The sequence below is a fragment of the Streptomyces antimicrobicus genome, assembly GCF_020532625.1.
In the GTDB taxonomy this organism is placed as follows: domain Bacteria; phylum Actinomycetota; class Actinomycetes; order Streptomycetales; family Streptomycetaceae; genus Streptomyces; species Streptomyces antimicrobicus.
Genome location: NZ_JAJAUY010000011.1, coordinates 1 through 22,482, shown reverse-complemented (window position 1 = coordinate 22,482; position 22,482 = coordinate 1). Strand labels below are relative to the sequence as shown.

Here is a 22,482-nt window from a genome sequence, read left to right as displayed (position 1 = left end):
CCCTCGGGGGACGTGCCCACCGCCCCTGGCCAGCGCCTCTCGAACATCGAGTCGGATGGTCGTAGCATCCGCCCATGGCAGCGAACGGGCAGACGCAGTCCCCAGGGCAGGCTCCGGCTCGGCACACGGCCGGTGGTCAGTGGTACCCGCCGGAGTGGCCGGACCGGATCCGCGCGCTCGCGGACGGCTCCCTCACCCCGGTCGAGCCCCGGCGCGCCGCCACGGTCATGCTGCTGCGCGACGGCCCCGGCGGACCGGCCGTCCACATGCTGCGCCGCCGCTCCTCCATGGCTTTCGCGGGCGGCGCGTACGCCTATCCGGGCGGCGGGGTCGACCCGCGCGACGAGGACCACCGCATCGGCTGGGCCGGCCCCACCCTGGAGGAGTGGGCGGACCGGCTCGGTACGGACACCGCCAGCGCCCAGGCCATCGTGTGCGGCGCCGTGCGCGAGACGTACGAGGAGGCCGGGGTGCTGCTCGCCGGCTCCGCCGACGGCAGCCTGGTCTCGGACCTCACCGGCGACGACTGGGAGGCCGACCGGCAGGCGCTGGTGGCCCGCGAGCTGTCCTTCGCGCAGTTCCTGGAGCGGCGCGGGCTGCTGCTCCGCTCCGACCTGCTGGGCGCCTGGGCGCGCTGGATCACGCCCGAGTTCGAGCCGCGCCGCTACGACACCTGGTTCTTCGTCGCCGCCCTGCCCGAGGGCCAGCGCACCCGCAACGCCTCCACCGAGGCCGACCGGACCGTCTGGATCCGCCCCGCGGACGCCGCCGACGGCTACGACCGGGGCGAGCTGCTGATGATGCCGCCCACGATCTCCACCCTGCGCTCCCTCCAGCCGTACGGCACCGCCGCCGACGCCCTGGCGGCGGCCGGCGCGCAGGACCTCACCCCGGTCCTGGCCCGGGCCGCGCTGGAGGACGGCGAGCTGGTGCTGAGCTGGCCGGGCCACGACGAGTTCACCAAGCGGGTACGGCCGGGAGGTGCGGCATGACCGACGCGTCCCTCCTGCCCGGCCAGCCCCGCGGCGTGGTCACCTCCGGGCAGGCCACCGCCCGGGCGGTGAACGTGCTGGCCCCCAACCCGTCCGCGATGACCCTGGACGGCACCAACACCTGGCTGGTCTCCGAACCGGACTCCGAGCTGGCCGTCGTCATCGACCCCGGCCCGCTGGACGAGTCCCACCTGCGCGCCGTGATCGCGGCCGCCGAGCAGGCCGGCAAGCGGGTCGCGCTGACCCTGCTCACGCACGGGCACCCCGACCACGCCGCGGGCGCGGGCCGGTTCGCCGAGCTCACGGGTACCAAGGTGCGTGCCCTGGACCCGGCGCTGCGCCTCGGGGACGAGGGCCTGGCCCCGGGCCGGACCGTCCGGGTGGGCGGTCTGGAGCTCCGGGTGGTGCCCACCCCGGGCCACACGGCCGACTCGCTCTGCTTCCACCTGCCGGCCGACCGGGCGGTCCTGACCGGCGACACGATCCTGGGCCGGGGCACCACCGTGGTCGCCCACCCCGACGGCCGGCTGGGGGACTACCTGGACTCGCTGCGCCGCCTGCGGTCGCTGACCGTGGACGACGGCGTGCACACGGTCCTGCCGGGCCACGGCCCGGTCCTGGACGACGCGCAGGGCGCGGTGGAGTACTACCTGGCCCACCGTGCCACGCGTCTGGCCCAGGTCGAAACGGCTGTGGAGAACGGTTTCACCACCCCCGAGGCCGTGGTGGCCCACGTCTACGCGGACGTGGACCGCTCCCTGTGGCCGGCGGCCGAGTGGTCGGTCCGGGCCCAACTGGAGTACCTCCGCGAACACGGCCTGATCCCGGGCGCCGAACCCTTCTGACCACCGCGAGGGGCCGGCGGCCGGCCTACGCCGAGACGATCAGGCCCTCGCCCTCGCCCTCGCCCCCGCCCGCGGACGCGCCCTTGCGGCCGTGGACGCGGGTGTACTCCGCCTCCAGCCAGGGCCCGAGGTCCTCGGCGTAGACCCGCAGGACCGCCGGGTCGGAGCCCGGCGCCTGCGCGTCGGCGGCCGCGCCCCGGACCTGCGCGCTCCGCTCCGGGTAGTACCGCCCGAAGATCTCCGCCGACCGCTCCAGATCGCTGGTCCAGCCGCCCCACCGCGGCATGACCAGCGTGAACGCCGTCCGCACCAGCTTCCGCGCCCAGGCCCGCCGCAGCCGCCGTACGGCACCCGGATCCGGCACCACGTCCGCTCCGGCCCCGCCCACATCCGCTCCGCCCCCGGCCCCGCCGCCGGCCACACCCCCGGCCCCGGCTCCACCCCTGGCCCCGCCCGCGACCGCGGCCGTCCGCTCCCGCCAGCGGGGCAGTACCTCGGCCAGGTCGCCGTTGGTCTCCCGGGCCAGGACGCTGTCCGGCCGGTAGCGCGGCAGGTGCTCCGCGAGATCGGCCCCGAGCAGCGGAGTGCACAGGCACGCCACGAACCACCCCAGGTCGTAACGTTCCTGCTCGCTCAGCAGGCGGTCCTTCCCGTACAGCAGCAGGCCGACCCCGTCGACCACGGCGAAGTCCTCGTCCAGCCCCCGCGCCAGCGCCTCTGCGGTCTGCCGGTCCTCCTCGGTGGGCGGCGCGTGCAGCGCCAGCAGCACGTCCAGGTCGGAGCGGCCGGGCCGGGCGGTGCCCCGGGGCACCGAGCCGTAGAGGTAGGCGCTGTGCAGCCGGCGCCCGTACGCCTCGGCGGTCCGGGCCCGGGCGGTGGCGACCAGCTCCGCGTACGCGGGCTGCACCCGCCCGAGGGAGCCCTCCCGCTCGATCCAGCCGCGCGCGTCCACCCCGCGCCCCGCCTCGTTCACCATGCGACCACCATGCGCCCACTGTGCGCCCGACGGGAGGCCCGGGGCAGGCGTACACGGCCCGTACGCGGCCGGAAACGCACGCGGGGCCCCACCCGGCGGGGTGGGGCCCTACGACACGACGGCAGCGGCGCCGGCCGCTCAGCGGCTGCGCTTGGCCAGCCGCTCCACGTCGAGCAGGATCACGGCACGCGCCTCCAGCCGCAGCCAGCCGCGGCCCGCGAAGTCGGCCAGGGCCTTGTTCACGGTCTCGCGGGAGGCGCCGACGAGCTGCGCCAGCTCTTCCTGGGTGAGGTCGTGCACGACGTGGATGCCTTCCTCGGACTGGACGCCGAAGCGGCGCGACAGGTCCAGGAGGGCGCGGGCGACACGGCCCGGCACGTCGGAGAAGACCAGGTCGGACATCTGGTCGTTGGTCTTGCGCAGGCGGCGCGCCACGGCGCGCAGGAGGGCGCTGGCCACCTCGGGCCGGGCGTTCAGCCACGGCTGGAGGTCGCCGTGGCCGAGGCCGAGGAGCTTGACCTCGGTCAGGGCGGTGGCGGTGGCGGTGCGCGGGCCGGGGTCGAAGAGCGACAGCTCACCGATCAGCTCGCCGGGGCCGAGAACGGCCAGCATGTTCTCGCGGCCGTCCGGAGAGGTCCGGTGCAGCTTCACCTTGCCCTCGGTGACCACGTACAGCCGGTCGCCGGGGTCGCCCTCGTGGAACAGGGCGTCGCCGCGTGCGAGGGTGACCTCGCTCATCGAGGCGCGGAGCTCCGCGGCCTGCTCGTCATCGAGCGCCGCGAAGAGCGGGGCGCGCCGCAGAACGTCGTCCACGAGTCTCTCTCCTATGTCGACCGGTTCAGGGGACCGTGCTCCCCATTTTGCCGGACGCATCAAACAGTGCGATCAGTCACAAGGATGCCGGACGTACGGGTGTGCTGGGTGGTGTTACCGGAGGTCCGGGCGGGTGTCAGCCACCCGCCGTAGGCTGGCCGGGTGTCCAATAAGCCGGTGAGAGCACAGGCCAAGGGGTCCACGGGAGTGACCGGGGCCCGGAATTCAGCTGTGGGCGAACAGGGTGCCACACGGGCCCCCGCGCCGTCCACGGCCCGACCCAAGAGCAAAGCTTCGGCCAAGAAAGCGGCCGCCCGACCGGAGTCCCGCCTGGCCATGGTCCGCCGGGCCCGGCGCATCAACCGCGAGCTCGCCGAGGTGTATCCGTACGCCCACCCCGAGCTGGACTTCCGCAACCCCTTCGAGCTGCTGGTCGCGACGGTGCTGTCGGCCCAGACCACCGACCTGCGGGTGAACCAGACCACCCCGGCGCTGTTCGCCAAGTACCCCACGCCCGAGGACATGGCCGAGGCGGCGCCGGAGGAACTGGAGGAGATCATCCGGCCGACGGGGTTCTTCCGGATGAAGGCCAAGTCCCTGCTGGGCCTGTCCGCGGCCCTGCGGGACGACTTCGGGGGCGAGGTCCCGGGGCGGCTGGAGGACCTCGTCACGCTGCCCGGGGTCGGCCGCAAGACCGCCCACGTGGTCCTCGGCAACGCCTTCGGCGTCCCCGGCATCACGGTCGACACCCACTTCGGCCGCCTGGTGCGCCGCTGGAAGTGGACGGAGGAGACCGATCCGGTGAAGGTCGAGGCGGAGATCAGCGCGATCTTCCCCAAGAGCGAGTGGACCATGCTCTCCCACCGGGTCATCTTCCACGGCCGCCGGATCTGCCACGCCCAGAAGCCGGCCTGCGGCGCCTGCCCCATCGCCCCGCTCTGCCCAGCGTACGGGGAGGGCGAGACGGACCCGGACAAGGCCCGCAAGCTGCTCAAGTACGAGATGGGCGGGTATCCGGGCCAGCGCCTGAACCCGCCGCCGGACTATCCGGGCCGCCCGGCACCCCCGCTGGGCGCGAACGGCTCCACGAACGCCTGAGGGCCGCAGGAACGAACCACTACCCGGCACGCGTTGGGGCCGGTACGGACGACACGGAGGCAGGGCGCCCATGACGCGCGGAACGCGGGACGAGAGCACCACCGGTGACGGGCTGGCCGTCACCACGCACGGCCTGCCCGCGTGGCTGGACCCCGTCGTCGAGGCCGTCCGTACCGTCCGGCCGACCCAGCTGAGCCGGTTCCTGCCGCCCGCCGACGGCAGCGGGCGGCAGTCGGCCGTGCTGATCCTGTTCGGCGAGGGGGAGCGCGGCCCGGAGCTGCTGATGATGGAGCGGGCCGGTTCGCTGCGCTCCCACCCCGGCCAGCCGTCGTTCCCCGGGGGCGCCCTGGACCCGGAGGACGGCGACCCGGAGACCACCGGCCCGCTGCGGGCCGCGCTGCGCGAGGCCCAGGAGGAGACCGGTCTGGACCCGGCCGGGGTGCAGATCTTCGGGGTGCTGCCCCGGCTCTACATCCCGGTCAGCGAGTTCGTGGTGACCCCGGTCCTCGGCTGGTGGCGCGAGCCCAGCCCGGTCGGGGTCGTGGACCCCGCCGAGACGGCCCGGGTCTTCACGGTCCCCGTGGCGGATCTCACGGATCCGCAGGCCCGCGCCATGGCGGTGCACCCCAGCGGGCACCGGGGGCCGGCCTTCCTGGTCGCGTCGGCCCTGGTGTGGGGTTTCACGGCGGGGGTGATCGACCGGCTGCTGCACTTCGCGGGCTGGGAGCGGCCGTGGGACACGTCACGACAGGTCCCGCTCGACTGGCGCGCATGAGACGGTGGCCCACGTGAACGTGCTGGACATCCTGTTGCTGGTCGCCGCCGTGTGGTTCGCGATCGTCGGCTACCGCCAGGGGTTCGTCGTCGGCATCCTGTCGGTGATCGGCTTCCTGGGCGGTGGCCTCGTCGCCGTGTTCGTCCTCCCGGTGGTGTGGGGCTGGGTGACCGACGACACGGCCCGGGTGACCACCACCGAGGTGGTCCTCGCCGTCGTCGTGGTGATCGTCTGCGCCTCGATCGGCCAGGCCTTCACCACCCATCTGGGCAACCGGCTGCGCCGCCACATCACGTGGTCGCCTGCCCGCGCCCTCGACGCCACCGGCGGCGCGCTCGTGCACGTCATGGCGATGCTGCTGGTGGCCTGGCTCATCGGCTCCGCGCTCGCCGGGACGTCACTTCCCACGCTGGGCAAGGAGGTCCGCAGCTCGAAGGTGCTGCTCGGCGTGTCGCGGGTGCTGCCGGAGCAGGCCAACACCTGGTTCTCCGACTTCAGTTCCACCCTCGCGCAGAACGGCTTCCCCCAGGTCTTCACGCCGTTCTCGAACGAGCAGATCAACCAGGTCAGGGCGCCCGACCAGGCGCTGGCCAGCAGCCCGGTGGCCGAGCGCGCGAAGCAGTCCATCGTCAAGGTCGTCGGTACGGCGCCCAGTTGCAGCAAGGTGCTGGAGGGCACCGGCTTCGTCTTCGCCCCCGGCAAGGTGATGACCAATGCCCATGTCGTCGGCGGCGTCGCGGAACCCACCGTGCAGATCGGCGGCGAAGGCAAGCTGTACGACGGCAAGGTCGTGCTCTACGACTGGCAGCGCGACATCGCCGTCCTGGACGTGCCCAAGCTCAAGGCGCCCGCCCTGGAGTTCACCGACAAGGACGAGACCGGCGGCGCCGACGCCATCGTGGCCGGCTTCCCGGAGAACGGCGCGTACGACGTCCGCGCGGCCCGCGTCCGCGGCCGGATCAACGCCAACGGCCCGGACATCTACCACCGGGGCACCGTGCGCCGCGACGTCTACTCGCTGTACGCGACGGTCCGCCAGGGCAACTCCGGCGGCCCGCTGCTGACGCCCGACGGCAAGGTGTCCGGGGTCGTCTTCGCGAAGTCGCTGGACGACCCGAACACCGGGTACGCGCTCACCGTGGACGAGGTCAGTGAGGACATCCGCATCGGCCGGACGGCGCAGTCGCGCGTGTCGAGCGACGGCTGCGCCTTGTGACGGACCTTGACGGACCTGACGGACCTGACGGACCTTGAGGGACCTGACGGACCCTCGACGGCCCTACGTACGCGGATGCCGCAGGCGGGCCGAGACCCAGCGGGCCCGGCGGCGCAGGATGCGTGGGATGCCCAACCGGGGGTCGTGGCCCTGGCGGCCCGCCCTCTCGTGGGTGCCGGCCGGCGTGGCGGCGCGGCGGCCTTCGCGTGCGGAGTCACCGTAGTCGTGCGTCCAGCCCATACTTCGACGTCTGCCCGGCGCCCAAGGTCGGTAACCGCCCCGGAGCCCGCCAATTGGCCTATGCGCCAGGCATGTGAGCGTTCGAGGTCCGTTCTAACGATCGGGCTCGGGGTCGCCCAGCCAGTTGACGAGCTCGGTGGAGAAGGCGACCGGGTCCTCCTCGTGCGGGAAGTGCCCGAGGCCGTCGAAGAGCCGCCAGCGGTACGGGGCTTCGACGTACTCGCCGGAGCCGGCGGCGCTGCGGGTGCGCATCACCGGGTCGAGCGACCCGTGCAGGTGCAGCGTGGGGACGCGCACCGGCATCTTCATGCGGCGGTTGAACTGCAGACCGTCAGGCCGGGCCAGGGAGCGCATCATCCAGCGGTACGGCTCGATCGAGCAGTGCGCGGTGGACGGGATGCACATGGCCCGCCGGTAGACCGCCAGGGTGTCCTCGGCCGAGTCGTCGAGCTCCTCCTGCAGCCGCGGCCCGGACCATTCGCGGATCAGCTGCCCGACGAGCGCGCCGTCGTCGGCCACCAGCCGGCGCTCGGGGATCCAGGGGCGCTGGAAGCCCCAGATGTGCGAGCCGGCCCGGGTCTGGGCGAAGTCCGAGAGCATGGCGGCGCGCCAGCGGCGCGGGTGCGGCATGGAGGAGACCACCAGGCGGCGGATGAGCTTGGGCCGCATCACGGCCGCCGTCCAGGCGAGGTAGCCGCCCAGGTCGTGGCCGACGAGGGCGGCGTCCGGCTCGCCGAGGGACCGGATGACGCCGGTGACGTCCAGCGCCAGGTTGGCCGGGTCGTAGCCGCGCGGGGTGCGGTCGCTGCCGCCGACCCCGCGCAGGTCCATGGCCACGGCGCGGTAGCCGGCGTCGGCGAGGGCGCCCAGCTGGTGCCGCCAGGTCCACCAGAACTGCGGGAACCCGTGCAGCAGCAGGACCAGCGGCCCGTCACCGGCCTCGGCGACGTGGAACCGGGCGCCGTTGGCCGCGACGTTGCGGTGGGTCACCGGACGGCCGCCGGGGAGGTCGAGCCGTACCGCCGATTCGGCCGTGGGCGGGTTGCCGGAGTCCGGTGCGGTCGCTGTCATGAGGACGAGCGTGCCACACCCACCGCCTTGTCACTCAACGGGCGCGGGTGCGGCTTGACGGTCCCGACGAGCGCCGCGGTCTGCTTGACGGAGGCGATGGACCTCTCCGGCGGGCTGACCTTCTTGAACTTGGCGACGGCCAGCAGCGCGAGGATGCCCGCGACGACGAGGAAGGCCGCGCCCACGACGAGGAACGACCAGGCGAGGCCGAGGCCCAGGTTGTGGATGCCGTACGCCGCCGCGAAGCTCAGCACGGGCAGCGAGAACAGGCCGAACACGCCGGCGATCGCGATCGCGCCGCCGCCGATGCCCACGCGCTTGACGTCCTGGCGGATCTCCGCCTTGGCGAGGGCGATCTCGTCGTGCACCAGGGCGGACATCTCGGCGGTGGCCGAGGCGACCAGCTGGCCGAGGGTCCGTTCGGCTCCGTGCGCCCCTTGGTCCACTGCGCTCATCGCTTGCTCCCTTTGGTCGTCAGGGTCCTGTCGTCCCTCAGATCATGCCGGACGACCGCCTCCGGTGCGGGACCCGGCCGCTGCTTCGGCCCGGCGCCGGTGCTCGGCGGCCTTCTCCTCGTGGATGCGCGCCATGCGCAGGTGGTACTCCGGGTTGTGCTCCTCGTAGATGTCCGGGATGCCGTCCTGGTCCTCGTCGCGCTCCTCCTCGGCCGTCAGGGCGCGGTAGGTGCGGTCGCGCAGTTTGAGCAGGACGCACGCCACGACGGCCGCGACGAGCGAGCCGAGCAGGACCGCGGCCTTGATCTCGTCGGTGAGCGTGGCGTTGCCGGCGAAGGCGAGTTCACCGATGAGGAGGGAGACGGTGAAGCCGATCCCGGCGAGGCAGGCCACGGCGAACACGTCGGGCCAGGCGAGGTCCTCGTTCAGCTCGGCCTTGGTGAAGCGGGCGGCGAGCCAGGTGCCGCCGAAGATGCCGACGGTCTTGCCGACGACCAGGCCGAGGATCACACCGAGGGTCTCGGGCCGGGTGAAGACCTGGGCGAGCGAGTCGTCGGAGAGCGAGACGCCGGCGGAGAACAGCGCGAAGAGCGGCACGGCCAGGCCCGCGGACAGGGGGCGCACCAAGTGCTCGATGTGCTCACCGGGGGAGTGCTCCTCGCCCTCGTGGCGGTGGCAGCGCAGCATCAGGCCCATGGCGACACCGGCGATGGTGGCGTGGACGCCGCTGTTGTACATCAGGCCCCAGACGACCAGGGCGAGCGGGACGTAGACGTACCAGCCGCGCACGCCCTTGCGCAGCAGGAACCAGAACAGCACCAGGCCGGCGAGGGCGCCGCCCAGCTGCGGGAAGCTGATCTCGCTGGTGAAGAAGACGGCGATGATGATGATCGCGAACAGGTCGTCCACGACGGCGAGGGTCAGCAGGAACGCGCGCAGCGCGGACGGCAGCGAGGTGCCGATGACCGCGAGCACGGCCAGGGCGAAGGCGATGTCGGTGGCGGTGGGGACCGCCCAGCCGGCCAGCGAGCCGCCGCCGGTGGTGCTGACCAGGGTGTAGACGAGCGCGGGTACGGCCATCCCGCAGACGGCGGCGATGACGGGCAGGGCGGCGGCCTTGGGGTCGCGCAGGTCGCCGGCCACGAGCTCGCGCTTGAGCTCGATGCCCGCGACGAAGAAGAAGATCGCGAGGAGGCCGTCGGCGGCCCAGTGCTGGAGCGAGAGGTCCAGGCCGAGGGCGGCGGGGCCTATGTGCAGGTCCCGCAGGGAGGCGTAGCTCGCGGAGAGCGCGGGGACGTTCGCCCACAGGAGGGCGGCGACGGCGGCCGCCAGGAGCAGGACGCCGCCGACGGTCTCGGTGCGCAGGGCGTCGGCCACGAAGCGCCGCTCGGGCAGGGACAGTCGGCCGAGGAACTTGCGGCCCTGGGTGGGCGGGGGCGTGGCCACGAGGGGGTACCTCCGGGTGGGTTGGACGGCATGGCGGAACTCGTGCCGACCAGACTTCCCGGCGCACCCTGTGGTGATGTTGCGGTTCTTGACGCTTTTCTTACTTTACAGGGCGCACGCAAGGACACATCCGGTGATCGTCACCTTAAAGGCAAAAGGGGCATCCGGCGCGCTCGCGCCGGATGCCCCGCACGTCCCCGGGAAGGGGTGCCTCGGCCTCTTCGAGGCCGTACGGCTCAGTCCTCGCTGGACGCCGCCGGCAGCTTGCTCTGGATGAGGTCCATGACGGAGGAGTCCGTCAGCGTGGTCACGTCACCCAGCTCGCGGTTCTCCGCGACGTCGCGCAGCAGGCGGCGCATGATCTTGCCGGACCGGGTCTTGGGCAGCTCCGCCACCGGCAGGATCCGCTTGGGCTTCGCGATCGGGCCGAGGGTGGCGCCCACGTGGTTGCGCAGCTCCGCGACGAGGTCGTCGTCCTCGTGGGCCGTGCCGCGCAGGATCACGAACGCCACGATGGCCTGGCCGGTGGTCTCGTCCGCGGCGCCCACGACGGCCGCCTCGGCGACCGCCGGGTGCGAGACGAGGGCCGACTCCACCTCGGTGGTCGAGATGTTGTGGCCGGACACCAGCATCACGTCGTCCACCCGGCCCAGCAGCCAGATGTCGCCGTCGTCGTCCTTCTTGGCGCCGTCGCCCGCGAAGTACTTCCCCGCGAAACGCGACCAGTAGGTGTCGATGAAGCGCTGGTCGTCACCCCAGATGGTGCGCAGCATCGACGGCCACGGCTCGGTGAGCACCAGGTAGCCACCGCCGCCGTTGGGAACCTCGTGCGCCTCGTCGTCGACGACGGTGGCGCGGATGCCCGGCAGCGGGCGCTGGGCGGAACCCGGCTTGGTCTCGGTGACGCCCGGCAGCGGAGAGATCATCATCGCGCCGGTCTCGGTCTGCCACCAGGTGTCCACGATCGGGCAGCGGTCGCCGCCGATGTGCTTGCGGTACCAGATCCACGCCTCGGGGTTGATGGGCTCACCGACCGAGCCGAGGACCCGCAGGGACGACAGGTCGAACTTGGCGGGGATGTCGTCGCCCCACTTCATGAACGTCCGGATCGCCGTGGGCGCCGTGTAGAGGATCGTGACGCCGTACTTCTGCACGACCTCCCAGAACCGGCCCTGGTGCGGGGTGTCCGGGGTGCCCTCGTACATGACCTGGGTGGCGCCGTTGGCCAGCGGCCCGTAGACGATGTACGAGTGCCCGGTCACCCAGCCGATGTCGGCGGTGCACCAGTAGACGTCGCTGTCCGGCTTGAGGTCGAAGACCGCGTGGTGGGTGTAGGCCGTCTGGGTGAGGTAGCCGCCGGAGGTGTGCAGGATGCCCTTCGGCTTGCCCGTGGTGCCCGAGGTGTACAGGATGAACAGCGGGTGCTCGGCGTCGAAGGCCTGGGGCGTGTGCTCCTTGGACTGGCGGCCGACCAGCTCGTGCCACCAGACGTCGCGGCCCTCGGAGAACGGGGTCTCCTGGCCGGTGCGCCGGACCACCAGCACGTTCTTGACCTGCGGGCACTTGGCGACGGCCTCGTCGATGGCGGGCTTGAGCGCCGAGGCCTTGCCGCGGCGGTAGCCGCCGTCGGCGGTGATCACCAGCTTGGCGTCCGCGTCCTGGATGCGGGAGGCGACGGCGTCCGCGGAGAAGCCGCCGAAGACCACCGAGTGCGCGGCGCCGATGCGGGCGCAGGCGAGCATCGCGACGACCGCCTCGGGGATCATCGGCAGGTAGACGGCGACCCGGTCGCCGGCCTGGACGCCCAGCTCCGTCAGGGCGTTGGCGGCCTGGGAGACCTCGTCCTTCAGCTCGGCGTAGGTGATCGCGCGGCTGTCACCGGGCTCGCCCTCGAAGTGGATCGCGACCCGGTCGCCGTGGCCCGCCTCGACGTGGCGGTCGACGCAGTTGTAGGCGACGTTCAGCTTGCCGTCGGCGAACCACTTCGCGAAGGGCGGGTTGCTCCAGTCGAGCGTCTCGGTCGGCTCGGTGGCCCAGGTCAGCCGCCGGGCCTGCTCCGCCCAGAAGCCCAGCCGGTCGGCGTCCGCCTGTTCGTACGCCTGCGCCGTGACGTTCGCGGCCGCGGCCAGCTCTGCGGGCGGAGCGAATCGCCGCTCCTCCTTCAGCAGGTTCGCCAGGCTCTCGTTGCTCACCGACATCTCCCTTTCCCAGGGTGTCCGTTGTGTCCCCGGGCATAGCTCATCAGCCGAAGGGCCCGGTGGCAAGGCCCTGACCCGAAATTGGTGTAGACCTGTAGGGCCGTGTCGGGCCAGGGCCCCGCCGGACACCGCGGAGCGGGGAGGGGCCCTGCGTACCTGCACGCTTCCCCGGCGTGTCGGGTTCAGTGCCCGGCCGCGACGGTGTCGAAGACGCGGCAGTCGAAGTGGTCCTCACCCCCGCTCAGCAGATAGGCCTGGGCCTCGCCGACGTGGAAGTACATGCCGTGCAGCTCCAGCGTGCCCTCGGCGAGCCGGCGCGCCACCGCCTCGTGGGCCCGCAGGTGCTCCAGCTGCTGCACCACGTTGGTCAGGCACAGCTGCTCCACGGCGTCGGCCGGGAGCCGGCCGGCGATCCGGGCCCAGGCGTGCTGCCGGCTGGCCATGCGGGCCAGGCTCGGCTCGCCGTGCCGCAGCCAGCGGCGCAGCGGGGTGTCGTCCGGGGCGGCGGCGCCCGGGGCGTCCCGGCTGTCGCGGGAGTCGGCGGCGGAGTTCAGCAGGGCCTGCATCGCCCCGCAGCCGGAGTGGCCGCAGACCGTGATGCTGTCGACCTGGAGCACGTCCACGGCGTACTCGATGGCGGCGGCGACGGAGTCGTCGCCCGACTCCGCGCCCGGCAGCGGCACCAGGTTGCCGACGTTGCGCACGGTGAACAGGTCGCCCGGCCCGCTCGCGGTGATCATGCTGGTGACCAGCCGGGAGTCCGCGCAGGTCAGGAACAGCTGCGACGGGCGCTGCCCCTCGCGCGCCAGCCGGGCCAGCTCGTCGCGGACGTGCGGCGCGGTGTCCCGCTGGAACGTCCGGATCCCGCTGGCCAGTTGACCGGCGCCGCGGCGCGGCGCGGCCGCCGGGGCGGCGCGGTGGGCGCAGTGGTTGGCCCACGGGGTCCAGGGACGGCAGCACTGGTGGCCGCGGCCGTCGCCCCGGCCCTCCCCGCGCCGCTCGCCGCCTCCGTCCCCGCGTACGTCGCCGGTGCCGGGCTCGGCCGCCTCGGTGAACGGCGCCGCGGCCGGGCCGGTCAGCTCCAGCGAACCGCCGTGCGCCAGATGGGCGTCCTGCCAGTCCTTCAAGGTCTCGTACGCCGCGTGGTCCATGAACGAACCGTCCAGCTCGACCACCGCGTGCCCGCCGTGCGGGACCTGCCCCAGCACCCGGCTCAGCCGGGGGACCGCCAGGAAGGTCAGCTGCCCCCGGGCCCGTACGCGGTGCACCCCGTCGGCCGAGGACAGGGTGATCCGGGTGCGGGCGAGCCGGTGCAGGGCGAGGGTCACCGCCATCGCGATGCCGCAGGCCACGCCCTCCAGCACGCCGCCGAGCACCACGCCGGTGATCGTGGTCAGGTAGACGAGGACCTCGCGGTGCCGGGTGACCGTGCGCATGTGGGTGATGTTGACCATCTGCACGCCCACCGCCATCACCAGCGCCGCCAGCGCCGCGAGCGGGATCAGGTCCAGCACGGGGACCAGCAGGGCCGCCGCGAGCACCACCCAGCAGCCGTGCATGATCGATGACTTCCGGCTGACGGCACCGGACTTGACGTTGGCCACGCTCCGGACGGCCACGCCGGTGATCGGCAGGCCGCCGAGGGCGCCGGAGACGATGTTGGCCGCGCCCTGCCCGCGCAGCTCCCGGTCGAGGTCGGCGCGCGGCGGCCGGTCCGCCGCCTTGCGCTCGGCACCGATCAGCTTGTCGGTGGCGACCGCGGAGAGGAGGGACTCCACGCTGCCCACCAGGGTGATCGTCAGCACGGCGGCGACGATCCCCAGGACAGGGCCCTCGGGCAGCTCCGGCAGCGCGTGGTTGCGCCAGGACGGCAGGTCGACCCGCGGCAGGTGGAACCCGGCCAGCACCGCGAAGGCCGTGGCACCGGCGACGGCCGCGAGTGCGGCCGGGACCTTGCGCAGCACCGCGCCGGCCCGGCCGGGCAGCCGGGGCCAGCCGAGCAGGAGCACCAGCGTGAGCGCGCTGACGGCCAGGGCCGCCGGGTGCGGGTTCGCCAACTGCTCGGGCAGGCCGAGGACGTTGGCCACGGCCGAGCTCTGCGGGGTGCCGCCGAGCACGATGTGCAGCTGGGCCAGGGCGATGGTCACCCCGATGCCGCCGAGCATGCCGTGCACGATGGCGGGGCTGACCATCAGCGCCGACCGGGCCGTGCGCAGCAGCGCCAGGCCCAGCTGGCAGAAGCCGGCGAGCACGGTGACGGCGCAGGTGGTGCGCCAGCCGTAGCGCTGGATCAACTCGGCGGTCACCACGGTCAGTCCGGCTGCGGGACCGCTCACCTGGAGCGGGGCCCCGCCGAACCGGCCCGCCACGATGCCCCCGGCCGCCGCCGCGACCAGGCCGGCCTGCAGGGGCGCGCCGGTGGCCAGGGCGATGCCGAGGGAGAGCGGCAGGGCGATCAGGAACACGGCGATGGACGCGGAGAGGTCCGCGCTGAAGCCTGTGGTGCGGGCGGTCGGTTTCGGGGGCGGGGACGCGGTCGTGGTGGTGGCCGGGGTCGTGCTCGGGGTCATTCCCGTCTCCTCTGGTGCAGGGACGAAGCGGCGGGATTTCTCAACAATCGGTAAATGAAAGGTAATGGAGAGTAAAGGAGGCCGCGCGACATAACGGACAAACAGGCTAGGGATTCCCTCTGTCGAGTGATTAAGCATTTTGTACGGCTTGTCATACCTTTCCCGGGTCGGTCGCGTGGGAGGTTTCGCTCGAAGCAGCGCACACACCTACGCGCGAGGGAGAGGTGGGCGGAGATGGCCGCCACGGACACCACCAAGAAGATCGCCGGCGGCCTGGTCGCCACCGCGCTGGTGCTCGGCGTCGCCGGATGCGGCGGCTCCGACTCCGACCGGCACCCGTCCGGCTCCCGCAAGGGCGCGGCGGCACCCGAGGCGCCCGGCAGCGTGCTCCGGCTGATCGGGGACGGTTCGACCTCGTACACCGGTCCGCAGCCGAACCTGGTGAAGGCCGAGCGCCTCCGGCCCGGTGAGAAGCCGCCCCAGTTCGTCGTCTTCTCCTGGGACGGCGCCGGTGAGGACAGCCAGAGGCTCTTCTCGCACTTCCGCGAGGTGGGCAAGAAGTACAACGCGCGGATGACGTACTTCCTCAGCGGCCTCTACATGCTGCCGGAGGAGAAACGTTCGCTCTACACGGCTCCCCAGCACGGGTCCGGGCGCTCCGACATCGGCTTCGGCGACCTCCAGGGCATCAAGGACACCGCCGAGCAACTGCGCGGCGCCTGGCTGGAGGGCAACGAGATCGGCACCCACTTCAACGGCCACTTCTGCGGCCCCGACGGCGGCGTGGGCACCTGGTCGGTGGAGGAGTGGCGCAGCGAGATCAACCAGGCCAAGGCGTTCGTGAAGAACTGGAAGACCAACTCCGGCCTGAAGCAGGAGAAGGCGCTCCCCTTCGACTACGACAAGGAGCTGATCGGGGCCCGCACCCCGTGCCTGGAGGGCCAGAAGAACTTCATGCTGGCCGCCAAGAACATGGGCTTCCGCTACGACTCCAGCGGGATCGGCAAGCAGAAGTGGCCCAAGAAGACGGACGGCCTGTGGGACGTCCCGCTCCAGCTCGTCCCGATGCCCGGCCGCGCCTTCGACACGCTGAGCATGGACTACAACTACATGGTCAACCAGTCCGGGACCACGTCCCAGGGCGATCCCTCCCAGCACGCCTACTGGGGCGACCAGATGCGCGACGGCCTGCTCCAGGCCTTCGAGCGCGCCTACCGGGGCAACCGCGCCCCGCTGATCATCGGCAACCACTTCGAGTCGTGGAACGGCGGCACCTACATGCGCGCCGTGGAGGAGACGATCAAGACGGTCTGCACGCAGAAGGAGGTCCGCTGCGTGCCGTTCCGCGAACTGGTCGACTGGCTGGACGCCCAGGACCCGAAGGTCCTGGAGTGGCTGCGCACGCTCGACGTCGGCCAGGCGCCGAAGGAGGGCTGGGCGACGTTCCTGACCAAGGGTCCGGCCGTTCCGCTGCCCGCGCCCCCGGCGCCCGCCGAGGTCACGCAGGCTGAGGAGTCGGACGAGGAGTGAACTCCCCGGGTGCCAGGTGGTGCTCGCCGAGGACGAAGCCGGGGTCGATCTGCGTCGCCAGGTCGGCCCCGGTCCTGGCGTTGCCCCAGCTCTCGGCGTTGCGCAGGTGGAAGTGGACCATCTGCTCGGTGTAGCGCAGCGCGTCACGGTCGGCGTACGAGCCGTCGGCCGCGTCCTGGAGCACCTCCAGCGCCTGCCGGTTCGCCGCCTCCAACTCCCCGAACGGGGCGGGGCGGCCCTTCTCCATCGCCCGGACCCAGTCCGACTGGCCGACCGTCACCAGCAGGTCCTCCCCCACCTCGGCGCGCAGGAAGTCCACGTCGTCCGGCCCGTGCACCTTGTTGCCGACCACCTTCAGCGCCACGCCGAAGTCCCGCGCGTACTCCTTGTACTGGCGGTAGACCGAGACGCCCTTGCGGGTCGGCTCGGCGACCAGGAAGGTCATGTCGAAGCGGGTGAACAGGCCGGAGGCGAAGGAGTCCGAGCCGGCCGTCATGTCGACGACGACGTACTCGCCGGGGCCGTCCACGAGGTGGTTCAGGCAGAGTTCGACCGCGCCGACCTTGGAGTGGTAGCAGGCCACCCCCAGGTCCGCCTCGGTGAACGGGCCCGTCGCCATCAGCCGTACGGCGGCGCCGTCGAGGGCGACCGGGACGGCGCAGGACCGGTAGACCGGGTTGTCCTCGGTCACCCGCAGCAGCCGGGAACCGGCCCCGGGCGGGGTGGTCTTGATCATCTCCTCGGCCGACCGGATCCGCGGGTTGGTGCCCCGCAGGTACTCCTTGATCAGCGGGAGGTGCGCGCCCAGGGCCGGCAGCCGGGCGGCCTCCTCCTCGGTGAGGCCGAGCGCCGCCCCCAGGTGCTGGTTGATGTCGGCGTCGACGGCGACGACGGGGGCGTGCTGGGCGGCGAGGTGGCGGATGAAGAGGGAGGACAGCGTGGTCTTGCCACTGCCGCCCTTCCCCACGAAACCGATCTTCATGTTCACGAAGCGTAGCGCCACGGATGCGCTGGGTGGTCAAGGCGAGTGAAGAAGACCACTCGAACGTGGGGCGGGCAGGCAAGGTGCGTACGCTCCTTACCTATGAGTACGTCAGCCACCACGCCCGCCGGTCCGTCCGATCCGCTCGCCGCGCTGGCCGCGCTCCCGGGCGTGGCCGAGGCCGTGGAATCCGTGCGCAAGGCCGTCGACCGCGTCTACGGCCACCGCGTGATGCGCCGCCGCAGCGCAGAGATCACCTCGGAGGCCGCCCTGCGCGGGGCGCGCGGGAGCGCGGCGCTGTCCGGGGCCGACTGGGCGCTGGAGGAGGTACGCCGGCGGACCGACTTCGGCGCGGACGACGAGGCCCGGACGGTGGGCGCCGCGCTGCGGCTGACCGCCGAGGCCGGGCAGCTGCTGAGCATCTGGCGGCAGTCCCCGCTGCGCGTGCTGGCGCGGCTGCACCTGGTCGCGGCCGGCGGGGGCGCCGCCGACGAGACCGTGGGCCGGCCGCGGCTCGCGGGCGAGCCGGTGGCGGAGCCGCTGGTGGAGCTGCCGCTGCCGGGCGCGCAGGAGGTGGCCGGGCGGCTGGACGGGCTGTCGCGGCTGATCATCGCGGGCGGCTCGGCGCCGGCGCTGGTGACCGCGGCGGTGGTGCACGGGGAGCTGCTGGCGCTGCGTCCGTTCGGTTCGTACAACGGGGTCGTCGCCCGGGCCGCCGAGCGGATCGTGCTGATCAACAGCGGTCTGGACCCGAAGGCGATCTGCCCGGCCGAGGTCGGGCACGCGGAGCAGGGGCGGGCGGCGTACCTCGCGGCGCTCGACGGCTACGTCTCGGGGACCCCGGAGGGGATGGCGGCCTGGATCGCGCACTGCGGGCGGGCGGTCGAGCTGGGCGTGCGGGAGTCGACGGCGGTCTGCGAGGCGCTCCAGCGCGGGGCGGCCTGACCCGGGCGGGCCTTGCGGGGCGAGCGCGCGGGCGCGGGAAGCGCCCCGACACGGGTTGCGGCGACACCGTACTGCTCATGGTGTCGCCGCTGGCATTCACGCCCAGTTACCAAGCGTCCTCGATAGTTGCCCATCAGGTCGGGATCTCTGCCCGTCTCCCTGGTGCGGCTGGCCCGTAATCGACGGGTCGACGTCGCGTGGGTGCCAAGCGTTCATGCTCCGGTCCGTGGGGCCTTTGCTGCGTTCTAAAGATGATCCTCTCGGATGTCCTTGGTCTCGCGGGCCGTTGACTCCTTTGTACTCCGCCGGGCAAGCGAGCGGAACCCCTTGCCGCACTTCTTTACTTTCCGGGACGCCTCCGGGCGAATCGGACAGGCGTCGTCGTGGCAGGTCGGCCGGGGTGGTGGCCGGAGCCTGCGCGGGTGCGGCGGGGGTCGGTTGGGGGTCGGTGGTGGCGTGGGCAGGCGGCGGGGCGGCGGCTTGCGGCGGGTGGCGGATCGGCGGCGGATGGCGGATCGGCGGCGGGCGAGGGCGCCTCAGCAGGCCGCCGCCGCGGCGGCGCGGCGCCGGCTGGCGTACCAGACCAGGCCGGCCGTGGCCGCGGCCGCGCCGACGGCGGCCGCCGCGACCAGCGCCGGCCGGGTCGGCATGGACAGCCCGCGCACCCGCTGCTTGAGCCGGACGGGACGGTTGAAGACCAGCACCGGCCAGTCCCGCGCGTACGCCTCCTTGCGCAGCGCCCGGTCCGGGTTGACCGCGTGCGGGTGGCCGACCGCCTCCAGCATCGGCAGGTCGGTCGCCGAGTCGCTGTACGCGTAGCAGCGCGCGAGGTCGTAGCCCTCGGACTCGGCCAGCTGGCGGACGGCCTCGGCCTTGGTGGGGCCGTAGGCGTAGTACTCGACCTCGCCGGTGAAGCAGCCGTCCTCGCCCACCACCATGCGGGTCGCCACGACCCGGTCGGCGCCCAGCATGGCGCCGATGGGCTCGACCACCTCGGCGCCGGAGGTGGAGACGATCACCACGTCGCGGCCGGCGGTGTGGTGCTCCTCGATCAGGGAGGCGGCCTCGTCGTAGATGATCGGGTCGATGAGGTCGTGCAGCGTCTCCGCGACGATCTCGCGCACCTGCTGCTGGTTCCAGCCCTTGCACAGGGCGGACAGGTACTGGCGCATCCGTTCCATCTGGTCGTGGTCGGCGCCGCCGGCCAGGAAGATGAACTGGATGTACGCGGTGCGCAGCACCGCCCGGCGGTTGATCAGCCCGCCACGGTAGAAGGACTTGCTGAACGTCAGTGTGCTCGACTTCGCAATGACCGTCTTGTCCAGGTCGAAGAAGGCTGCGGTGCGAGGCAAGGAGTGCGGCAAGGACTGGTTTTCCACGAGGCGAGCATATGCGCCCACCATTCGGCGTAAGGTGGGGCGCGTGGGTTTGCCTGAGAAGGCCTTCGGGTACACCATGGAAGTCACGGATCGTTCGCGACCGTGCTAACCCGGTCCGACTCCTCCCCCCCCGAGTCGGCCGTGGGGACGACCCCCGCTCTCCCCCCCGGCGGGGGTCGTCGCATGTCCGGACGCGGTTCGTCCGTCCGGCAGTTCGTTCCTTCCTCTTGAGCCGCCCCGTGGGGCATCGGCCCACACCGCCGGGGACGTGTCACGGTCCGTAACGGTTCCGCCGCGCTGTGGAACTCACCTGTTGGGGTGAGCGAGTTATTCACAGGGGGCATGTCGTCCACAGTTTTGGACCAAGATCCACTTGTTTTCCCGGATCGCTGCACGGTGATTCCGACCGCGAAGTTCGCGCGGTTGTGGATTTGCGGTGAGAAGGGGGCGACAGGCCGTGGCTGGATCGAAGTCGTGTGAAGCATCGGAAGCGCGGGAGCGCGCCCTGCCCGGCGAGGGCAGGCCGCTGATCGTCACCGAGGACCCGGCGCTGCTGGACGACCTGTTACGGCTGTGTGCCGCGGCGGGCGCCGAGGCGCACGTGCGGCAGACGGTGCCGGAGCAAACCGCGTGGGAGCGGGCCGCGCTGGTCCTCGTCGGCGACGACGCGGCCCGGCGGGTGCGCGGGGCCCCGCGGCGGGACGGGGTGTTCCTCGTCGGACGGGAACCGGCCGAGCCGCCCGTGTGGCAGTGGGCGGTGGAGATCGGGGCCGAGCAGGTGCTGCGGCTGCCCGAGGCCGAGGGGCAGCTGGTCGACCGCATCGCCGATGTGGTCGAGGGCGCCGGCCGGCCCGCGCTGACAGTCGGTGTGATCGGGGGCAGCGGCGGCGCCGGGGCCTCCACCCTGGCCTGCGCCCTCGCCCTGCGGGCCGCCCGCGCCGGACAGCGCACCATCCTGGTCGACGGCGACCCGCTCGGCGGCGGGCTGGACGTGCTGCTCGGCGGCGAGGGCGCCGAAGGGTTGCGCTGGCCGGACTTCGCCCGCTCCCGCGGCCGGGTGGCCGCCGGAGCCCTCGCGGAGTCCCTGCCCGAGCTGCACGCGCTGCGCGTGCTCAGCTGGGACCGCGGCGACCGGGTGGTGGTGCCGCCCGCGGCGACGCGGTCGGTGGTGGCCGCCGCCCGCCGGCGCGGCGGCGTGGTCGTGGTCGACCTGCCCCGGCGGGTGGACGAGGCGGTGGCGGAGGTGCTCGCCCAGCTGGACCTGGTGCTGCTGGTGGTGCCGGGCGAGCTGCGCTCGGTCGCGGCCGCGGCCCGGGTCGCGGCCGGGGTGCGGATCGCCGCCCGGGACGTCAGAGCCGTGGTGCGCGGCCGGTGCCCGGCCGGGCTCGACGCGGAGGCGGTGGCCGGGCTGCTGCGGGTACCGCTCGCGGGCGAGGTGCCGCTGGAGGTGGGGCTGCCCGGACGGGTGGCCGAGGGCGAGCCGCCGGGCGCGCAGGCGCGCGGGCCGCTGGCGGCGTTCTGCGACGGCTTCTGGCAGCGGGCGCTGGCCTCCGGGCAGGGGGTGCCGGCATGAGCGCGGGACTGCTCGACGCGGTGCGGCAGCGGCTGGCCGAGAGCGGGGCCGAGCCGACGCCGGCCCGGGTGGCGGCGGCGCTGCGCGCCCAGGGCCGGCTGCTGGGGGACGCGGAAGTGCTCGGCGTGGCCGCCGAGCTGCGCTCGGAGCTGGTGGGCGCGGGGCCGCTGGAGCCGCTGCTGGCCGACCCGGAGGTCACCGACGTGCTCGTCGCCGCGCCGGACCGGGTCTGGGTCGACCGGGGCGGCGGGCTGGAGCTGACCCGGGTGTCCTTCCCCGACGCCGAGGCGGTGCGCCGGCTGGCGCAGCGACTGGCGTCGGTGGCCGGCCGGCGGCTGGACGACGCCCGGCCCTGGGTGGACGCCCGGATGCCGGACGGCACCCGGCTGCACGCGGTGCTGCCGCCGGTGGCGGTCGGCTCGGCCTGTCTGTCGCTGCGGGTGGTGCGGCCGCGGGCGTTCACGCTGGAGGAGTTGGTGGCCGCCGGCACGCTGCCGCCCGGCGGGGCGCGGCTGCTCGGGGCGGTCGTGGAGGCCCGGCTGTCGTTCGTCGTCTCGGGCGGCACGGGCACCGGGAAGACCACGCTGCTCAGCGCCCTGCTGGGGCTGGTGGGGCCCCAGGAGCGGATCGTCCTGGCCGAGGACTCCGCCGAGTTGCGCCCCGACCATCCGCACGTGGTGCGCCTGGAGGCCCGGCCGGCCAACCAGGAAGGGGCCGGGCTGGTCACCCTCGCCGATCTGGTCCGGCAGGCCCTGCGGATGCGGCCCGACCGGCTGGTGGTGGGCGAGGTGCGCGGTCCGGAGGTCGCCGACCTCCTCGCCGCCCTCAACACCGGCCACGAGGGCGGCTGCGGCACGGTCCATGCCAATGCCGCCGCGCACGTCCCGGCCCGGCTGGAGGCGCTCGGCACGGCCGCCGGGCTGGACCGGGCCGCTCTGCACAGCCAGTTGGCGGCCGCGCTGGACCTGGTGGTCCATCTGGCGCGCGACCGGGAAGGGCGGCGGCGGGTCGCCGAGGTGCATGTGCTGGAGCGGGACGCGGCCGGCCTGGTGGTCACGGTGCCGGCGCTGCGCTGGGCGCCGCGCGGCTTCGTACGGGAGCGGGGCTGGGAGCGGCTGCGGCCGCTGTTGGGAGGTGCGCGATGACCGGGGCGGCCGGCGGCCTCGGACACATGCCGCTGTTCACCGCCGCGTTGTGCGCCGCGGCGGCGGCGTGGCTGCTGGCCGGCGGCGACCGGGCGGCGAAGCGGGCGCGGCTGGTCCTGGCCGGCGGTGCCGCGGTGCCCTCGGCGGGGGCGCCCCTGCGCCGGGAGCGGCTGTCGGCCGCGGTCCGGCTGCGGGCGGCGCGCTGGCGCGAAGGGGTCTGCCCGCTCGCCGGG

18 protein-coding genes and 1 pseudogene are annotated in these 22,482 nt (G+C 73.4%); 10 read left to right on the top strand and 9 right to left on the bottom strand.

Annotation, left to right across the window (positions count from 1 at the left end; genetic code table 11):
• Positions 1-74: 74 nt before the first annotated feature.
• Together LG632_RS04815 and LG632_RS04810 are read left to right on the top strand one after the other, a co-directional pair.
• Complete coding sequence (locus tag LG632_RS04815) at positions 75-992, top strand: NUDIX hydrolase (RefSeq protein ID WP_226725476.1); 918 nt, start codon at positions 75-77, stop codon at positions 990-992.
• On the top strand, positions 989-1,837 hold the full coding sequence (locus LG632_RS04810) for an MBL fold metallo-hydrolase (RefSeq protein ID WP_226725475.1): 849 nt from the start codon (positions 989-991) through the stop codon (positions 1,835-1,837). The genes LG632_RS04815 and LG632_RS04810 overlap by 4 nt, the downstream gene beginning before the upstream one ends.
• Before the next feature lie 25 nt (positions 1,838-1,862).
• Here LG632_RS04810 and LG632_RS04805 read toward each other — a convergent pair whose 3' ends face one another.
• The gene (locus LG632_RS04805; RefSeq protein ID WP_226725473.1) at positions 1,863-2,813 is read right to left on the bottom strand and encodes a nucleotidyltransferase domain-containing protein; all 951 of its coding nucleotides are present in this window, start codon (positions 2,811-2,813) and stop codon (positions 1,863-1,865) included.
• Positions 2,814-2,951: 138 nt separating this feature from the next.
• On the bottom strand, positions 2,952-3,626 hold the full coding sequence (locus LG632_RS04800) for a Crp/Fnr family transcriptional regulator (RefSeq protein WP_010473292.1): 675 nt from the start codon (positions 3,624-3,626) through the stop codon (positions 2,952-2,954).
• 207 nt (positions 3,627-3,833) lie between these two features.
• Between LG632_RS04800 and nth the strand changes: the two genes are divergently transcribed.
• The 3 genes from nth to LG632_RS04785 all read left to right on the top strand — a co-directional run bounded on the left by nth (position 3,834) and on the right by LG632_RS04785 (position 6,715).
• A complete protein-coding gene (gene nth / locus LG632_RS04795; protein ID WP_226725555.1) occupies positions 3,834-4,724 on the top strand; it encodes an endonuclease III in 891 nt (296 codons plus the stop codon).
• A gap of 70 nt (positions 4,725-4,794) precedes the next feature.
• Complete coding sequence (locus tag LG632_RS04790; protein WP_226725471.1) at positions 4,795-5,499, top strand: NUDIX hydrolase; 705 nt, start codon at positions 4,795-4,797, stop codon at positions 5,497-5,499.
• A gap of 13 nt (positions 5,500-5,512) precedes the next feature.
• The gene (locus LG632_RS04785) at positions 5,513-6,715 is read left to right on the top strand and encodes a MarP family serine protease (RefSeq protein WP_226725470.1); all 1,203 of its coding nucleotides are present in this window, start codon (positions 5,513-5,515) and stop codon (positions 6,713-6,715) included.
• A gap of 333 nt (positions 6,716-7,048) precedes the next feature.
• On the opposite strand, the gene LG632_RS04780 is transcribed toward LG632_RS04785, so the two are convergent.
• From LG632_RS04780 to LG632_RS04760, 5 genes are all read right to left on the bottom strand, one after another.
• A complete protein-coding gene (locus LG632_RS04780; protein ID WP_226725469.1) occupies positions 7,049-8,026 on the bottom strand; it encodes an alpha/beta fold hydrolase in 978 nt (325 codons plus the stop codon).
• The gene (locus tag LG632_RS04775; RefSeq protein WP_226725468.1) at positions 8,023-8,481 is read right to left on the bottom strand and encodes a phage holin family protein; all 459 of its coding nucleotides are present in this window, start codon (positions 8,479-8,481) and stop codon (positions 8,023-8,025) included. The genes LG632_RS04780 and LG632_RS04775 overlap by 4 nt, the downstream gene beginning before the upstream one ends.
• Before the next feature lie 42 nt (positions 8,482-8,523).
• On the bottom strand, positions 8,524-9,927 hold the full coding sequence (nhaA, locus tag LG632_RS04770; protein ID WP_226725467.1) for a Na+/H+ antiporter NhaA: 1,404 nt from the start codon (positions 9,925-9,927) through the stop codon (positions 8,524-8,526).
• Positions 9,928-10,163: 236 nt separating this feature from the next.
• On the bottom strand, positions 10,164-12,119 hold the full coding sequence (acs, locus tag LG632_RS04765; RefSeq protein ID WP_226725466.1) for an acetate--CoA ligase: 1,956 nt from the start codon (positions 12,117-12,119) through the stop codon (positions 10,164-10,166).
• Positions 12,120-12,307: 188 nt separating this feature from the next.
• A complete protein-coding gene (locus tag LG632_RS04760) occupies positions 12,308-14,695 on the bottom strand; it encodes a bifunctional SulP family inorganic anion transporter/carbonic anhydrase (protein WP_226725464.1) in 2,388 nt (795 codons plus the stop codon).
• A 234-nt stretch (positions 14,696-14,929) separates the two neighbouring features.
• Here LG632_RS04760 and LG632_RS04755 point away from each other — a divergent pair, with 234 nt between their 5' ends.
• Positions 14,930-16,225, top strand: coding sequence for a polysaccharide deacetylase family protein (locus LG632_RS04755; protein WP_226725463.1), 1,296 nt, complete (start codon positions 14,930-14,932; stop codon positions 16,223-16,225).
• Here the strand turns inward: LG632_RS04755 and LG632_RS04750 are convergent.
• A complete protein-coding gene (locus LG632_RS04750) occupies positions 16,194-17,207 on the bottom strand; it encodes an ATP-binding protein (protein ID WP_226725461.1) in 1,014 nt (337 codons plus the stop codon). The two genes, LG632_RS04755 and LG632_RS04750, sit on opposite strands and share 32 nt — an antisense overlap.
• Positions 17,208-17,309: 102 nt before the next feature.
• Between LG632_RS04750 and LG632_RS04745 the strand changes: the two genes are divergently transcribed.
• Positions 17,310-18,152, top strand: a complete 843-nt coding sequence (locus LG632_RS04745; protein ID WP_226725460.1) for a Fic family protein — start codon at positions 17,310-17,312, stop codon at positions 18,150-18,152.
• Between the two features lie 536 nt (positions 18,153-18,688).
• On the opposite strand, the gene LG632_RS04740 is transcribed toward LG632_RS04745, so the two are convergent.
• A complete protein-coding gene (locus LG632_RS04740; protein WP_226725458.1) occupies positions 18,689-19,555 on the bottom strand; it encodes an HAD family hydrolase in 867 nt (288 codons plus the stop codon).
• 433 nt (positions 19,556-19,988) lie between these two features.
• On the opposite strand from LG632_RS04740, the gene ssd reads away from it, so the two are divergent.
• From ssd to LG632_RS04725, 3 genes and pseudogenes are all read left to right on the top strand, one after another.
• Positions 19,989-21,104: a septum site-determining protein Ssd gene (ssd, locus tag LG632_RS04735; protein WP_226725457.1), complete on the top strand. Its 1,116-nt coding sequence runs from the start codon at positions 19,989-19,991 to the stop codon at positions 21,102-21,104.
• On the top strand, positions 21,101-22,249 hold the full coding sequence (locus LG632_RS04730; RefSeq protein ID WP_226725456.1) for a TadA family conjugal transfer-associated ATPase: 1,149 nt from the start codon (positions 21,101-21,103) through the stop codon (positions 22,247-22,249). Before ssd ends, LG632_RS04730 begins: the two co-directional genes overlap by 4 nt.
• Positions 22,246-22,482 (top strand): annotated as a pseudogene (locus tag LG632_RS04725) (type II secretion system F family protein); the annotation flags it as partial. The gene LG632_RS04730 and the pseudogene LG632_RS04725, both read left to right, overlap by 4 nt.

Bases quoted from the DNA above. Each gene is read 5' to 3' on its own strand.
- LG632_RS04780 (WP_226725469.1), bottom strand. From the start codon at position 8,026: ATGACAGCGACCGCACCGGACTCCGGCAACCCGCCCACGGCCGAATCG.
- LG632_RS04730 (WP_226725456.1), top strand. From the start codon at position 21,101: ATGAGCGCGGGACTGCTCGACGCGGTGCGGCAGCGGCTGGCCGAGAGC.
- LG632_RS04790 (WP_226725471.1), top strand. From the start codon at position 4,795: ATGACGCGCGGAACGCGGGACGAGAGCACCACCGGTGACGGGCTGGCC.
- LG632_RS04745 (WP_226725460.1), top strand. From the start codon at position 17,310: ATGAGTACGTCAGCCACCACGCCCGCCGGTCCGTCCGATCCGCTCGCC.
- LG632_RS04750 (WP_226725461.1), bottom strand. From the start codon at position 17,207: ATGAAGATCGGTTTCGTGGGGAAGGGCGGCAGTGGCAAGACCACGCTG.
- LG632_RS04810 (WP_226725475.1), top strand. From the start codon at position 989: ATGACCGACGCGTCCCTCCTGCCCGGCCAGCCCCGCGGCGTGGTCACC.
- LG632_RS04755 (WP_226725463.1), top strand. From the start codon at position 14,930: ATGGCCGCCACGGACACCACCAAGAAGATCGCCGGCGGCCTGGTCGCC.
- LG632_RS04815 (WP_226725476.1), top strand. From the start codon at position 75: ATGGCAGCGAACGGGCAGACGCAGTCCCCAGGGCAGGCTCCGGCTCGG.
- LG632_RS04805 (WP_226725473.1), bottom strand. From the start codon at position 2,813: ATGGTGAACGAGGCGGGGCGCGGGGTGGACGCGCGCGGCTGGATCGAG.
- LG632_RS04760 (WP_226725464.1), bottom strand. From the start codon at position 14,695: ATGACCCCGAGCACGACCCCGGCCACCACCACGACCGCGTCCCCGCCC.
- LG632_RS04775 (WP_226725468.1), bottom strand. From the start codon at position 8,481: ATGAGCGCAGTGGACCAAGGGGCGCACGGAGCCGAACGGACCCTCGGC.
- LG632_RS04740 (WP_226725458.1), bottom strand. From the start codon at position 19,555: ATGGTGGGCGCATATGCTCGCCTCGTGGAAAACCAGTCCTTGCCGCAC.